This window comes from Streptomyces sp. MMG1533 (genome assembly GCF_001279775.1).
GTDB lineage: Bacteria > Actinomycetota > Actinomycetes > Streptomycetales > Streptomycetaceae > Streptomyces.
In genome coordinates this window covers 1-13,944 of record NZ_LGDG01000038.1, presented here as the reverse complement: position 1 = coordinate 13,944, position 13,944 = coordinate 1, and the positions used below count along the sequence as shown (strand labels likewise).

At 66.6% G+C, this 13,944-nt stretch carries 12 protein-coding genes and 1 tRNA gene; 9 read left to right on the top strand and 4 right to left on the bottom strand.

The features are described from left to right. The first annotated feature begins 22 nt into the window (after window positions 1-22). The 6 genes from ADK57_RS51955 (at window position 23) to ADK57_RS06960 (ending at window position 6,616) form a co-directional block, all read left to right on the top strand. Complete coding sequence (locus ADK57_RS51955) at window positions 23-733, top strand: hypothetical protein (RefSeq protein ID WP_053748473.1); 711 nt, start codon at window positions 23-25, stop codon at window positions 731-733. A 226-nt stretch (window positions 734-959) separates the two neighbouring features. Continuing rightward, window positions 960-2,186 (top strand): branched-chain amino acid ABC transporter substrate-binding protein, encoded by a 1,227-nt coding sequence (locus ADK57_RS06980; protein WP_053748476.1) that lies wholly within the window; start codon window positions 960-962, stop codon window positions 2,184-2,186. Window positions 2,187-2,314: 128 nt separating this feature from the next. Beyond that, the gene (locus ADK57_RS06975) at window positions 2,315-3,244 is read left to right on the top strand and encodes a branched-chain amino acid ABC transporter permease (protein ID WP_053748472.1); all 930 of its coding nucleotides are present in this window, start codon (window positions 2,315-2,317) and stop codon (window positions 3,242-3,244) included. A 5-nt stretch (window positions 3,245-3,249) separates the two neighbouring features. Continuing rightward, entirely contained in the window at window positions 3,250-5,037 is a 1,788-nt protein-coding gene (locus ADK57_RS06970; RefSeq protein ID WP_053748475.1) for a branched-chain amino acid ABC transporter permease, read from the top strand. Window positions 5,038-5,042: 5 nt separating this feature from the next. Further along, on the top strand, window positions 5,043-5,903 hold the full coding sequence (locus ADK57_RS06965; protein ID WP_053748474.1) for an ABC transporter ATP-binding protein: 861 nt from the start codon (window positions 5,043-5,045) through the stop codon (window positions 5,901-5,903). Next, window positions 5,900-6,616, top strand: a complete 717-nt coding sequence (locus tag ADK57_RS06960; RefSeq protein ID WP_053748471.1) for an ABC transporter ATP-binding protein — start codon at window positions 5,900-5,902, stop codon at window positions 6,614-6,616. Before ADK57_RS06965 ends, ADK57_RS06960 begins: the two co-directional genes overlap by 4 nt. A 79-nt stretch (window positions 6,617-6,695) precedes the next feature. Here ADK57_RS06960 and ADK57_RS06955 read toward each other — a convergent pair whose 3' ends face one another. Further along, complete coding sequence (locus ADK57_RS06955; protein WP_053748470.1) at window positions 6,696-7,352, bottom strand: ANTAR domain-containing response regulator; 657 nt, start codon at window positions 7,350-7,352, stop codon at window positions 6,696-6,698. 102 nt (window positions 7,353-7,454) lie between these two features. On the opposite strand from ADK57_RS06955, the gene ADK57_RS06950 reads away from it, so the two are divergent. Both ADK57_RS06950 and ADK57_RS06945 read left to right on the top strand, forming a co-directional pair. After that, window positions 7,455-7,537, top strand: a tRNA-Leu gene (locus ADK57_RS06950). Window positions 7,538-7,623: 86 nt separating this feature from the next. Further along, the gene (locus tag ADK57_RS06945; protein WP_053748469.1) at window positions 7,624-8,412 is read left to right on the top strand and encodes a helix-turn-helix domain-containing protein; all 789 of its coding nucleotides are present in this window, start codon (window positions 7,624-7,626) and stop codon (window positions 8,410-8,412) included. Window positions 8,413-8,462: 50 nt separating this feature from the next. Here the strand turns inward: ADK57_RS06945 and pyk are convergent, their stop codons facing one another. Both pyk and ADK57_RS06935 read right to left on the bottom strand, forming a co-directional pair. Then, complete coding sequence (gene pyk, locus ADK57_RS06940) at window positions 8,463-9,899, bottom strand: pyruvate kinase (protein ID WP_053748468.1); 1,437 nt, start codon at window positions 9,897-9,899, stop codon at window positions 8,463-8,465. Window positions 9,900-10,041: 142 nt separating this feature from the next. Beyond that, window positions 10,042-10,761, bottom strand: a complete 720-nt coding sequence (locus tag ADK57_RS06935) for an SIMPL domain-containing protein (RefSeq protein ID WP_053748467.1) — start codon at window positions 10,759-10,761, stop codon at window positions 10,042-10,044. 138 nt (window positions 10,762-10,899) lie between these two features. Between ADK57_RS06935 and ADK57_RS06930 the strand changes: the two genes are divergently transcribed. Then, on the top strand, window positions 10,900-12,705 hold the full coding sequence (locus tag ADK57_RS06930; protein ID WP_053748466.1) for a bifunctional metallophosphatase/5'-nucleotidase: 1,806 nt from the start codon (window positions 10,900-10,902) through the stop codon (window positions 12,703-12,705). Here the strand turns inward: ADK57_RS06930 and ADK57_RS06925 are convergent. Then, window positions 12,702-13,859: a GDSL-type esterase/lipase family protein gene (locus ADK57_RS06925; RefSeq protein ID WP_053748465.1), complete on the bottom strand. Its 1,158-nt coding sequence runs from the start codon at window positions 13,857-13,859 to the stop codon at window positions 12,702-12,704. The two genes, ADK57_RS06930 and ADK57_RS06925, sit on opposite strands and share 4 nt — an antisense overlap. Between the last annotated feature and the right edge of the window lie 85 nt (window positions 13,860-13,944).

Here is a 13,944-nt window from a genome sequence, read left to right as displayed (position 1 = left end):
GTTCCTCCATAAGGCTGCCGCCATGACCGGCACCGGACCCGTCGAACCCGTCGAACCCGTCGCACCCGCCGAACCCGCCGAACCCGTCGAACCCGTCAACTCGTACGAGCCAGACAAGAGTTACGACGTCATCGGCGTCGATGCACCACGCCTGAGCGAGCGCTGGAACACCCTCCCCCCACGAACCCGCAGAGCCACCCTCGCCACAGCCGCAACCGCAACCGCAGCCATCGCAGCCGGAGTCCTCCTCGCCCCCACCCCCAACACCTCCGACCCACCCGCCCCCGTCCCCTGGCCCGCCAACGTCACCGCATGGCACTATCTGGGACCCGGCACCCCCACCACCAACTCCCCCACCACCACAGGCCGTTTCCGCTTCGCGGTCTCCATCGACCACGGCCCGCCCGTGACACTCCGAGTCACCGGCACCTCCTCCCCCGGCCTCCACGCCCACGCCACACCCGCACCGGACTTCACCGTGCACGTCGGCCGACCCCGCCGGATCACGGTGGAGATCACCGTTTCCGACTGTTCGGACCTGCCCCTGAATGCGGATCTTCCCTTTCTCGACGTAACGCTGCGTAACATGCGTGCAATACAGCGCCATAGTTTCATCTTCGGCGGCGCCTTCTCCCGCGACCTTTCCGAGCTCCTCCACACCGCCTGCGACCCGCCCCCCGCACGACCGGCCCCACTGCCAAGCGGAAGTGCGGGTTCTCAGAATGCGGACTGAGCAGAAAGCCCGCCAAACCGTCCGAGAGCTCCCTTCGGCGAAGCGATCCCTCCATCACGTCATAACAAGAAAGTCACAAGCCAGCTGCGGGCGATGCCCCTGCCCACAGACCGGGCTTAGAGTCACGGCCAGTCACCGCTCCATCGGGAGTTCGGTACCAGCGCGGCACCCGCCGCCCCCACAGGGATGGCAGTGACTGCGGAAAGGACTGATTGTGCGACGTTCCTTGGTGATACTTACCTCCGTCCTCGCGACTGGAGCTCTGACCCTCACCGCTTGCGGCTCCCGTGACGACAGCGGCGACAGTGGCGACAACGGAGACGGCACCACCCTGACGATCGGTGTGGACGCCCCGCTCTCCGGTGAGAACTCCACCACCGGCCTCGGCATCCAGTACGGCGCCCAGATCGCCGTCGACGACGCCAACAAGAACAAGCTCGTCCCCGGCGTCACGTTCAAGCTGAAGGCCTACGACGACAAGGCGCAGCCCGCCACCGGTCAGTCGAACGCCACCGCCATCACCGGCGACAAGACCGCCGTCGGCTCCGTCGGCCCGCTCAACTCCGGCGTCGCCCAGTCGATGCTGCAGGTGTTCGCCTCGGCCAACATGGTCCAGATCTCCCCCTCGAACACCAACCCCGAGCTGACCCAGGGCAAGAACTGGCAGACGGACAAGAAGCGTCCCTACAAGACGTACTTCCGTACCGCCACCACCGACGAGCTGCAGGGCAGCTTCGCCGCCGGCTACGCCTACAACAAGCTCAAGAAGAAGAAGGTCTTTGTCGTCGACGACAAGCAGACCTACGGCGCCGGCCTGGCCAAGATCTTCGCCGAGCAGTTCAAGAAGCTCGGTGGCACGGTCGTCTCCACCGACCACGTCAACACCGGCGACAAGGACTTCGGCTCCCTCGTCACCAAGATCAAGAACTCCGGCGCCGACCTGCTCTACTACGGCGGCCAGTACGACGAGTCCGCGCTGATCACCAAGCAGATGAAGGACGGCGGCGTCAAGATCCCGCTGTTCGGCGGCGACGGCATGTTCGCCTCCACCTACATCGAAACCGCCGGCGCCTCCTCCGAGGGCGACCTCGCCACCGCCATCGGCGTCCCCGCCGACACCCTGCCCGCCGCCAAGACGTTCATCGAGACGTACAAGGCCAAGGGCTACAAGGGTGACTACGGCGCCTACGGTGCCTACGCCTACGACGCCACCACCGCCATCATCAAGGCCGTGAAGGCCGCCGTGGACGCCAACGACGGCAAGGTCCCCTCCGACATCAACAAGCTGCGCTCCAGCGTCGTCGACGAGGTCCAGAAGTCCGACTTCGAAGGCATCAGCGGCAAGGTCGCCTTCGACCAGTACGGCGACACCACGAACAAGCAGCTCACCGTCTACCAGGTCGAAAAGGGTGCGTGGAAGGCTGTCGAGACCGGCACCGCCGACCTCGGCTGATCCAGGCCCCACCACACCTCACCACGGGCCGCGCGGAAGGGGACCCCGACCGCGCGGCCCGTTTCCACACCCAGACCCCCCGGCACGCATCCAGTGCACACGACCACCAGCGACATGGAGGCCATGCGGTGAACACCCTGCCGCAGCAGCTGGCCAACGGGCTGCTTCTAGGCTCGATGTACGGGCTCATCGCCATCGGCTACACGATGGTGTACGGCATCGTCCAGCTCATCAACTTCGCGCACGGCGAGATCTTCATGACCGGCGCCTTCGGCGCACTCACGGTCTACTTCTACATCCTCCCCGACGGCACAGCGATGGCCATCGCCGTCCCCCTGATGCTGATAGGCGGCGGAATCGTCGCCATCCTCATCGCCGTCGGAGCGGAACGGTTCGCCTACCGGCCACTGCGCGGAGCACCACGGCTAGCACCGCTCATCACCGCCATCGGCCTCTCCCTCGCGCTCCAGGAGGTCGTCCGTAACTTCTACCCCGACGCCGACCGCGCCCGCGCCTTCCCCGGCCTCGACGCCACCCACGACATCGGCTCCATCACCATCAAGGACGCCGACATCTTCCTGGTCGCCGCCGCCATCATCTGCATGTCCGGCCTCGCCTTCTTCGTCCGCAAGAGCCGCACCGGCCGCGCCATGCAGGCCACCGCGCAAGACCCGGACACCGCACAGCTCATGGGCATCGACACCAACCGCATCATCGTCATCGCCTTCGCCATCGGCGGCTTCTTCGCCGCCGTAGCAGCCGTCGCCTACGGCCTCAAGTACGGCAACGTCGACTACCGCATGGGCTTCCTCATGGGCCTCAAGGCGTTCACCGCCGCCGTCCTCGGCGGCATCGGCAACATCTACGGCGCCATGCTCGGCGGCATCGTCCTCGGCATCGCCGAAACCCTCGCCTCCGCCTACATCGACGGCATCCCCGGCATGCAGCAACTCGGCGGCCAAGGCTGGGCCAACGTCTGGGCCTTCGCCCTCCTCATCATCGTCCTCCTCGTCAGGCCACAAGGCCTACTCGGCGAACGCGTCGCGGACAGGGCGTGATCACGATGACCGACACCACCACCAGCCCCGCCACCCGCGGCCTCATCCCCCTCCCGGAAGCCGCCGCCCGCGGCCTCCTCCTCGCCGGCGGCACAGCCACCGCCGCCTCCGCCTTCCTCGCCTGGACCTGGACCTCCAAGTTCCCCGGCGACCTCACCATCAACGGCTACCCCGGCGGCCTGCAATGGCTCACCTTCACCGCCGGCCTCCTCACCACCCTCTTCACCCTCTCCCTCTACGGCGTCCGAGGCCTCGGCTGGCTCCTGCCCGCCCGCAACAACGCCCCCCTCACCCTCGCGGCCCTCGGCGGCTTCGGCACCACCTGGTTCACCGTCATCGCCATCGCCAGCAACCTCGGCGGCGTCGTCAACCTCGAACCCGGCGGCTGGATCGCAGCCATCGCCTCCCTGCTGCCCGTCCTCGGCGCCTTCGCCCTCCCCCAAGAAGGCACCGCCGAGAACAGCACCAAGGAAAGCCTCAAGGCGTACATCACCAAACCCGATGCCATCCCCGCCGCCCAGCCCCTCACACCCTGGCTGGAACGCGCCGTCATCACCCTCGCCACCATCCTCGGCCTCGCCGTCTTCACCTACGGCATCGACACCGAGTACGGCGAACTCTTCATCGGCTACCTCATCGTCGTCGTCTTCTTCGCCTGGGCCCTGCACACCGCCGGCCTCATGGACCGCTTCTCCCGCCTCGTCGCCCACAACCGCAGCTTCACGCTCGCCATGGGCTTCCTCGCGGCCATCGCGTTCCCCTTCACCCAGACCGACGACCACTACGCCAACATCGGCGTCAACATCCTGATCTTCGGGACCGTCGCCCTCGGCCTCAACATCGTCGTCGGCCTCGCCGGCCTCCTCGACCTCGGATACGTCGCCTTCCTCGGCGTCGGCGCCTACACCGCCGCACTCGTCTCCGGCTCCGAGTTCTCCACCTTCTCCGGCGTCCAGTTCCCCTTCTGGGCCGCCGCCCTCACCGGCGCCGCCGCCAGCCTCCTCTTCGGCGTCCTCATCGGCGCCCCCACCCTGCGACTGCGCGGCGACTACCTCGCCATCGTCACCCTCGGCTTCGGAGAAATCTTCCGCATCGCCGTCAACAACATGGACGGCGTCTCCGGACCCGACATCACCAACGGGCCCAACGGCATCCCGTCCATCCCCGACCTCAGCTTCTTCGGCTTCAACATGGGCGAAGCACACGACATCGCCGGCTTCACCCTCGGCCGCTTCGCCAACTACTACCTGCTGATGGTCCTCATCATGGCGATCGTGGTGCTCGTCTACACCCGCGCCGCCGACTCCCGCATCGGCCGCTCCTGGATCGCCATCCGCGAAGACGAGACCGCCGCCACCGCCATGGGCATCAACGGCTTCCGCGTCAAACTCATCGCCTTCGCCCTCGGCGCCTCCCTCGCCGGCCTCGCCGGCACCGTCAGCGCCCACGTCACCTACAGCGTCGTCCCGACGCCGTACCAGTTCGCCGGCTCCACCCCGCCCAACTCGGCCTTCCTCCTCGCCGCAGTCGTCCTCGGCGGCATGGGCACAGTCGCCGGACCGCTCCTCGGCGCAGCCCTGCTCTACCTGCTGCCCGAGAAGCTCGTGTTCCTCCAGGACAAGTCGCTGCTCGCCTTCGGCGTCGCGCTCATCCTCCTGATGCGCTTCCGCCCCGAAGGCATCATCGCCAACCGCCGCAACCAGCTGGAGTTCCACGAAACCGGCCAACTCGACATCCCAGAACAGACAACGCTGACCGACGAACCGGCCACCGTGACCAAGGCGGGGGCGTGACCGACATGACAACACCAGTACTCGAAGCCCGCGACGTCACCATGCGCTTCGGCGGCCTGACCGCCGTCCGCTCCGTCGACTTCACGGTCAACACCGGCGAGATCGTGGGTCTCATCGGTCCGAACGGCGCCGGAAAGACCACCTTCTTCAACTGCCTGACAGGCCTGTACATCCCCACCGAGGGAACGGTCTCGTACAAGGGCAAGGTCCTCCCGCCCAAGCCCCACCTCGTCACCCAGGCCGGCATCGCCCGCACCTTCCAGAACATCCGCCTGTTCGCCAACATGACGGTCCTGGAAAACGTCCTCGTCGGCCGCCACACGCGGACCAAGGAAGGCCTGTGGTCGGCCCTCCTCCGCGGCCCCGGCTTCAAGAAGGCCGAAAAGGCCAGCGAGGAACGGGCCATGGAACTCCTCGAGTTCATCGGCCTCGCCCACAAACGCGACCACCTCGCCAGGAACCTCCCCTACGGCGAACAGCGCAAGCTCGAGATCGCGAGAGCGCTGGCGTCCGAGCCGGGCCTCCTCCTCCTGGACGAGCCCACCGCCGGCATGAACCCCCAGGAGACGCGGGCCACCGAAGAACTGGTCTTCGCCATCCGCGACAAGGGCGTCGCCGTCCTCGTCATCGAGCACGACATGCGCTTCATCTTCAACCTGTGCGACCGCGTCGCCGTCCTCGTCCAGGGCGAAAAGCTCGTCGAAGGCACCTCCGAGGTCGTCCAGGCCGACGAGCGCGTCATCGCCGCCTACCTCGGCGAACCGTTCGAGGGCGAGCCCGGAGAAGCGGAGGCGGCGGAAGTCGCCGCGGCCGAGGCAGGAGCCGACGCGCAGAGCACCACCAGCACCAAGGGAGAAGCCCAGTGACCGCACTGCTAGAGGTCGAAGACCTCCGGGTCTCCTACGGCAAGATCGAAGCCGTCAAGGGCATCTCCTTCAGCGTCGAAGCCGGCCAGGTCGTCACCCTCATCGGCACCAACGGCGCCGGCAAGACGACCACCCTGCGCACGCTCTCAGGCCTGCTGAAGCCCACAAGCGGAAAGATCATCTTCGACGGCAAGCCGCTGACCGGCGTCGCCGCCCACAAGATCGTCGCCCTCGGCCTCGCCCACTCCCCCGAAGGCCGCCACATCTTCCCCCGCCTCACCATCGCCGAGAACCTCCAGCTCGGCGCATTCCTGAGGAAGGACAAGGAAGGCATCGAGAAGGACATCCAGCGCGCCTACGACCTGTTCCCGATCCTGGGAGAGCGTCGCAGGCAGGCCGCGGGAACCCTCTCCGGTGGCGAACAGCAGATGCTGGCGATGGGCAGAGCCCTGATGTCCCAGCCGAAGCTCCTGATGCTGGACGAACCCTCCATGGGCCTCTCCCCCATCATGATGCAGAAGATCATGGCCACCATCTCCGAGCTCAAGTCCCAGGGCACGACGATCCTCCTCGTCGAACAGAACGCCCAGGCCGCCCTCTCCCTGGCCGACCAGGGACACGTCATGGAGGTCGGCAGCATCGTCGTCTCCGGCAGCGGGCAGGACCTGCTGCACGACGAGTCCGTACGGAAGGCATACCTCGGCGAGGACTAGGACGCACTCCAGGCCACACGAAGAGGCCCGCGCCCCCGAACCGGGGACGCGGGCCTCTTCGCATGCGGTACGGCTGAGGTCAGCCCTTGCCGTTCTTCTTCTCGTCGGCATCCTGGATGACCGCCTCGGCGACCTGCTGCATCGACATCCGACGATCCATCGACGTCTTCTGGATCCAACGGAACGCGGCGGGCTCGGTCAGCCCGTACTCCGTCTGAAGGATGGACTTCGCACGGTCCACCAACTTCCGGGTCTCCAGCCGCAGAGTGAGGTCCGCGACCTCGTTCTCCAGCTCCCTCAACTCCGTGAAGCGCGACACCGCCATCTCGATCGCCGGCACGACATCGCTCTTGCTGAACGGCTTCACGAGATACGCCATGGCACCGGCATCCCGGGCACGCTCGACGAGGTCACGCTGCGAGAAGGCGGTAAGCATCAGCACCGGGGCGATGCGCTCCTCGGCGATCTTCTCCGCGGCGGAGATCCCGTCGAGCTTGGGCATCTTCACGTCAAGGATCACGAGGTCCGGCTTGTGCTCGCGGGCAAGCTCGACGGCCTGCTCGCCATCACCGGCCTCGCCTACGACGCTGTAGCCCTCTTCCTCCAGCATCTCTTTGAGATCGAGGCGAATCAGGGCCTCGTCCTCGGCGATGACGACACGGGTCGTCAGCGGAGGCACGTGCGACTTGTCGTCGTCGGGCGCGTCTACGGGCTGGGGCGACTCGGGGGCGGTCACGGGGGCTCCTTGTTGCGGGCCGGGCAGTGCTGCTGCTTCGAAGCCTACCTAGAGGCAGGGACCTGCGGTGACCCGGTACACTTCCCGACAGCTGAACAGCTTGCCCGGTTGGAGGAACTGGTCAGACTCGCGGTGCTCAAACCACCGTGCCTTAGGGCATGTGGGTTCGAATCCCACACCGGGCACTTTTCAGCAAAAGCGGATGCTCACGTTCTCGTGAACATCCGCTTTTTGCTGCGTGCCGTCACGATCAGTGACACAGGGTGTCCGCATGAACTTTCACGGCACTGAGGTTCGACAGAAGGCGCTCACGCTGCTGCGCAACGGCGTGAAGAACGCGGATGTCGCCCGGAAACTCAACGTCCCGCTCGGGACAGTCGGCTACTGGAGGCACCTCGACCGAGCGAAACGCGGCGAGTGTCCAGGCAAGCACGACCCCAAGTGTCCCCGGTGCGACGGACGGCACCTCGACGAGCCCGCATACAGCTACCTATTGGGCCTCTACCTCGGCGATGGCCACATCAGCCACTACTCCGGGCATCGAGTGCCCAATCTCATGATCACATGCGACGAATCCTGGCCGGGCCTCATGGACAACTGCGAGCAGGCGATGCGCGCGGTCTTCCCCGACAACTCCGTCTGCCGCGTCCGCAAGACCGGCTGCCGCAACGTGAAGGTCTACTCGAAGCACCTGCACTGCCTGTTCCCGCAGCACGGCCCCGGCAAGAAGCACGAGCGCGCCATCACTCTCGAGCCTTGGCAGCAAGCCATCGTCGACGCCCACCCCTGGGAGTTCATCCGCGGCCTCATCCACTCGGACGGGTGCCGCATCACCAACTGGACGACCCGCCTCGTCGCCGGTGAGCGCAAGCGCTACGAATACCCCCGGTACTTCTTCTCCAACAAATCGGACGACATCCGGAAGCTCTTCACCAATGCCCTCGGCAGGGTGGGCGTCGAATGGACGACCCTCGCTCGCGGCAGCGACCCCTTCAACATCTCCATCGCCCGCAAAGCCTCCGTAGCCCTCATGGACACCCACGTCGGCCCCAAGCACTGACCCCGCGCGGAAAAGAAGAGGGCCCCTCTTCAAGAGGAGCCCTCCGCCCGCTACTTGGGGCTGTCGTCCTCCCCGATGTGGTGCACTCGGACGAGGTTCGTCGAGCCGGAGACGCCGGGTGGGGAGCCGGCGGTGATGACGACGATGTCGCCCTTCTGGCAGCGGCCGTACTTCAGCAACAGGTCGTCCACCTGGTCGACCATCGCGTCCGTGGATTCCACGTGCGGGCCCAGGAAGGTCTCCACGCCCCACGTGAGGCTGAGCTGGGAGCGGGTCGCCGGTTCTGGTGTGAAGGCCAGCAGCGGGATGGGCGAGCGGTAGCGGGACAGGCGGCGGACGGTGTCGCCGGACTGGGTGAAGGCGACGAGGAACCTGGCGGCGAGGAAGTCGCCGGTCTCGGCGGCTGCTCGGGCGACCGCGCCGCCTTGTGTGCGGGGTTTGCTGTGTTCGGTCAGGGGCGGGAGGCCCTTGGCGAGGATGTCTTCTTCGGCCGCTTCGACGATTTTCGCCATGGTCGCGACCGTCTCGATGGGGTACTTGCCGACGCTGGTCTCGCCGGACAGCATGACCGCGTCCGTGCCGTCGATGACCGCGTTGGCCACGTCGCTTGCTTCGGCCCTCGTCGGGCGGGAGTTGTCGATCATCGAGTCGAGCATCTGTGTGGCGACGATGACCGGTTTGGCGTTGCGCTTGGCCAGCTTGATCGCGCGCTTTTGGACGATCGGGACCTGTTCGAGGGGCATTTCCACGCCGAGGTCGCCTCGGGCCACCATGATGCCGTCGAAGGCGGCGACGATGTCGTCGATGGCGTCGACGGCCTGGGGCTTTTCGACCTTGGCGATGACCGGGAGGCGGCGGCCTTCTTCGTCCATGATGCGGTGGACGTCGTCGATGTCGCGGCCGCTGCGGACGAAGGACAGGGCGATGACGTCGAAGCCGGTGCGCAGGGCCCAGCGGAGGTCGGCCTCGTCTTTGTCGGAGAGGGCGGGGACGGAGACGGCGACGCCGGGGAGGTTGAGTCCTTTGTGGTCGGAGATCATGCCTCCTTCGACCACGGTGGTGTGGACGCGGGGGCCGTCGATGCCGGTGACTTCGAGGCAGACTTTGCCGTCGTCGACGAGGATGCGTTCGCCGGGGGTGACGTCGGTGGCGAGGCCGGTGTAGGTGGTTCCGCAGGTTTGGCGGTCTCCTTCGACGTCTTCTTCCGCCGTGATGGTGAAGGTGTCGCCGCGTTCAAGGAGTACGGGTCCTTCGGTGAAGCGGCCGAGGCGGATCTTCGGGCCTTGAAGGTCGGCGAGGGTGCCGACGCTGTGGCCGGTCTCGTCGGAGGCCTTTCGTACGCGCTGGTAGCGCTCCTCGTGTTCGGCGTAGGTGCCGTGGCTGAGGTTGAATCGGGCGACGTCCATTCCGGCTTCGACCAGTCCCTTGATCTGGTCGTACGAGTCGGTGGCGGGGCCCAGGGTGCAGACGATTTTTGCTCGGCGCATGTTTCGACCCTAGAGCTTACCGGTGGGTAGGGAATTGGTCGGGCGTGACTACTCAACAACCTTTGGGTGAAGCGCTATTGACAAGTGTTGAATTGTGCGCCGGGGTGCTCCGATGAGCATTTCGGGGTGCCCCGGCGCATTCTTATGACAATTGCGGTGGGGCCATGGTGAAGCGTGCGTTGACCTGGGCCTGGACGCGTTGGCGTTGGGGTTCGAGGTCGAGCGGGGCGGCGGCGGTGTCCTCGGCGGCGTAGGAGGCGGAGCGCATGCGGCTGCCGGGGGCGGCGGGGTAGGGCGGTGGGGCGTTTTCGGCGCCGATGTCGGCCAGTTCCACCAGGGCCGCCAGGGTGGTCCCGAGGGCTTCGGCGTATTCCCTTGCGCGTTGGACGGCTTCCCGGACTGCCTGTTGTCGGGCTTTTCTGTGGGCGGGTGAGTCGGGGCGGAGGGCCCACCAGGGTCCGTCGACTCGTGTGAGGTCCAAGTCGGCGAGGCGGGTGGTGAGTTCGCCGAGAGCCGTGAAGTCGGTGAGTTCGGCGGTGATGTGGACGCGGCCGTGGTAGGCGTGGATGCGTTCGCCTCGGCCGTGTTCCTTGAGTTGTGGGGTGATGGAGAAGGAGCCGGTCTCCAGTCGTTCCACGGCGTCGCCGTAGGTCTTGATGAGGTCGAGGGCGGCGGTGTTGCGGCGGGTGAGGTCGTCGAGGGCGGCGCGGCGGTCCTTGCCTCGGGAGGCGACGGTGACGCCGATGCGGGCGATTTCGGGGTCGACTTCGAGGCGGGCTTCGCCGCGGACGGCGATGCGGGGTGCGTCGGGGGTGCCGTAGGGGACGGCGGGTTGGGGCTCCTCGGATGGTGGGGTGGTCATACGCCCCACTCTGTCACTTCTTACTTGCTTGACGCCCCTGCTGGTCACCAGATCGAAACGTGCGGGGTCTATTGCGGTGCGGCATGTCCGGGTCAGAATCTACGCGCGTTGTTGACCGTTCCCCGAGGAGAAGCAGACATGCCGTTGAACCGTCGGAAGTTCCTGAAGAAGTCCGCTGTGACCGGTGCGGGTGTCGCGCTGGCCAGTTCGGTGGCTGCTCCGGCGGCGCAGGCTGCGGAGGCGAAGAAGGGTTCCAGGCCTGCGAAGCGGTACTCGCTGACGGTGATGGGCACGACGGACCTGCACGGTCACATCTTCAACTGGGACTACTTCAAGAACGCGGAGTACACCGACGCGAAGGGCAACGCGCAGGGTCTGGCCCGGGTGTCGACGCTGGTGGACCAGGTCCGCAGGGAGAAGGGCCGCCGGAACACGCTGCTGCTGGACGCGGGTGACACGATCCAGGGCACCCCGTTGACGTACTACTACGCGAAGGTCGACCCGATCACTGCCGTGGGTGGTCCGGTGCATCCGATGGCGGCGGCGATGAACGCGATCGGGTATGACGCGGTGGCGCTCGGCAATCACGAGTTCAACTACGGCATCGAGACGCTGCGCAAGTTCGAGGAGCAGTGCGACTTCCCGCTGCTGGGTGCGAACGCGCTGGACGCGAAGACGCTGAAGCCGGCTTTCCCGCCGTACTTCATCAAGAAGTTCCGGGTGAAGGGTGCTCCGCCGGTGAAGGTGGCGGTGCTGGGTCTGACGAACCCGGGGATCGCGATCTGGGACAAGGCGTATGTGCAGGGGAAGTTGACGTTCCCGGGGCTTGAGGAGCAGGCGGCGAAGTGGGTGCCGAAGCTGCGGTCGATGGGTGCGGACGTGGTGGTGGTGTCGGCGCACTCCGGTTCGTCGGGTACGTCTTCGTACGGTGACCAGCTGCCGTACGTCGAGAATTCGGCGGCGCTGGTGGCGCAGCAGGTGCCGGGGATCGACGCGATTCTGGTCGGGCATGCGCATGTGGAGATTCCGGAGCTGTTGGTCACGAATGAGAAGTCGGGCAGGACGGTGGTGTTGTCGGAGCCGTTGGCCTATGCGGAGCGCTTGTCGCTGTTCGACTTCGAGTTGGTCTTCGAGAAGGGGTGCTGGTCGGTCGAGTCGGTCTCGGCGTCGGTGCTGAACTCGAACTCGGTGGCCGACGATCCGAAGATCACGAAGCTGTTGAAGGACGACCACGATGTCGTGGTGGAGTACGTCAACCAGGTGGTCGGTACGGCCACGGCGACGCTGACGACGGTGGAGGCGCGGTACAAGGACGCGCCGATCATCGACCTGATCACGAAGGTGCAGGAGGACGTCGTCAGGGCGGCTCTGGCGGGTTCCGAGTACGCGTCGGTGCCGGTGATCGCGCAGGCGTCGCCGTTCTCGCGGACGTCGGAGATCCCGGCCGGCGATGTGACGATCCGGGATCTGTCGAGCCTGTATGTGTACGACAACACGTTGGTCGCGAAGTTGATGACGGGTGCGCAGATCAGGGCGTATCTGGAGTATTCGGCGGAGTACTTCGTGCAGACGGCGGCGGATGCGGTGGTCGACGTGGAGAAGCTGACGAACGCCGGTGGTCGTCCGGACTACAACTACGACTACGTGTCGGGTCTGACGTACGAGATCGACATCGCGCAGGCGGCGGGTTCGCGGATCAAGAACCTTTCGTACAACGGTGCCGCGCTGGATGACGCGCAGCGGTTCGTGCTGGCGGTGAACAACTACCGTGCCAATGGTGGCGGTGCGTTCCCGCACGTGGCGTCGGCGACGGAGTTGTGGGCGGAGTCGACGGAGATCCGGACGCGGATCTCGGAGTGGGTGACGGCGAAGGGTGTGCTGGACCCGAAGGACTTCGCGTCGGTGGACTGGAAGCTGACGCGGGGTGGCACGCCGGTGTTCTAGAGATCCAGCAATGTGGTGTCCACGGCGTCGGCGATCGCTTTTGCGCCGGCGTCGTTGACGTGGAGGCCGTCGCCGCTGTTGAAGTCGTCGCGGATCCTGTCGGGCTGGGCGGGGTCTGCGACGGCGGTGGCGATGTCGATGATGGCGTCGAAGGGGTGGGTGTCGCCGAGGAGCCAGGTGTTGATCTCTCGGCGTGTGGTCTGGCCGGTCTCGGTGTCGTAGCCGTCGTGGAGGGTGCCGCGGTAGGGGCCGATGGTGGAGCCGATGACGGTGAGTCCGGCGGTGTGGAGGCGGTCGGCGAGGGCGGTGAGTCCGGCGGTGAATTCGGTGGTGGTGGGGCCTTCGGCGGGTTCCGGGTAGGCGCGGTGGCCGGGCATGCCGAGGTCGTTGAGGCCGATGTGGATGATGACGTGGCTGACGCCGGGTACGGCGAGGACGTCGTGGTCGATGCGGGCGAGCAGGTGGTCGCCGATCTCGTCGGTGAGCAGGCGGTTGCCGGAGAGGCCCTGGTTGACGATCCAGCCGCGGCCGAGTCGGCGGCTGAGCTGGGCCGGGAAGCTGCTGTCGGTGCCGGGTGTGGTGGCGGCGCCTTCGATCCAGGAGTCGCCGAAGGCTACGGCGATGCGGGTGTCGGCGGGGGCGAGGACGTCGATGCCGGTGAGGAGGTGGCCGGTGGGCAGCTCTTCGGCGTTTTCGAGGACTTCGGCGGTGAGTTGGTTGCCGGGGGCGGCGTGTCCGGTGTCGTAGGGGACGGCGGTGTATGTGGTGGGGCCGGTGTCGCCGGGGAGGTAGAGGCTGAGGGTGAGTTCCTCGCCGGCGGTGACGGGCCGTTCGACGGGGTCGCTGATGGTTTCCTCGCCGACGGGGATGGTGACGGTTTCGGCGCCGCCGAAGTGCAGGGGGAGGTTGCTGGTGGGGTCGATGCGGCTGCCTGCGGTGCGTGTGGCGAGGTGTGCTCCGCCTATGTCGAGTGGCTCCTTGCCGTAGCGGTTGCTGAGTCTCACGCGTAGGGCGTCGCCGCCTCCGGCCAGGCGCAGTGTCTGGCGGACGGTCTGGTCGGTGAAGCCGCGGACTTCGAAGACGGTGAAGTCGTCGTGGGGGTTGATGACGGCGGAGCGGTGGGCGGCGATCCAGGTGGCCGGGGTGGTGGTCATGCCGGGGCCAACAGGGGGGCCGCCCGGTTTCTTCCGGGGGTGGCGGGTTCTCAGCGTACCTCGGCGAGGGGGGTGAGTTCCGGGG

Bases quoted from the DNA above. Each gene is read 5' to 3' on its own strand.
- ADK57_RS51955 (WP_053748473.1), top strand. From the start codon at position 23: ATGACCGGCACCGGACCCGTCGAACCCGTCGAACCCGTCGCACCCGCC.
- ADK57_RS06970 (WP_053748475.1), top strand. From the start codon at position 3,250: ATGACCGACACCACCACCAGCCCCGCCACCCGCGGCCTCATCCCCCTC.
- ADK57_RS06965 (WP_053748474.1), top strand. From the start codon at position 5,043: ATGACAACACCAGTACTCGAAGCCCGCGACGTCACCATGCGCTTCGGC.
- ADK57_RS06945 (WP_053748469.1), top strand. From the start codon at position 7,624: ATGAACTTTCACGGCACTGAGGTTCGACAGAAGGCGCTCACGCTGCTG.
- pyk (WP_053748468.1), bottom strand. From the start codon at position 9,899: ATGCGCCGAGCAAAAATCGTCTGCACCCTGGGCCCCGCCACCGACTCG.
- ADK57_RS06935 (WP_053748467.1), bottom strand. From the start codon at position 10,761: ATGACCACCCCACCATCCGAGGAGCCCCAACCCGCCGTCCCCTACGGC.
- ADK57_RS06930 (WP_053748466.1), top strand. From the start codon at position 10,900: ATGCCGTTGAACCGTCGGAAGTTCCTGAAGAAGTCCGCTGTGACCGGT.
- ADK57_RS06925 (WP_053748465.1), bottom strand. From the start codon at position 13,859: ATGACCACCACCCCGGCCACCTGGATCGCCGCCCACCGCTCCGCCGTC.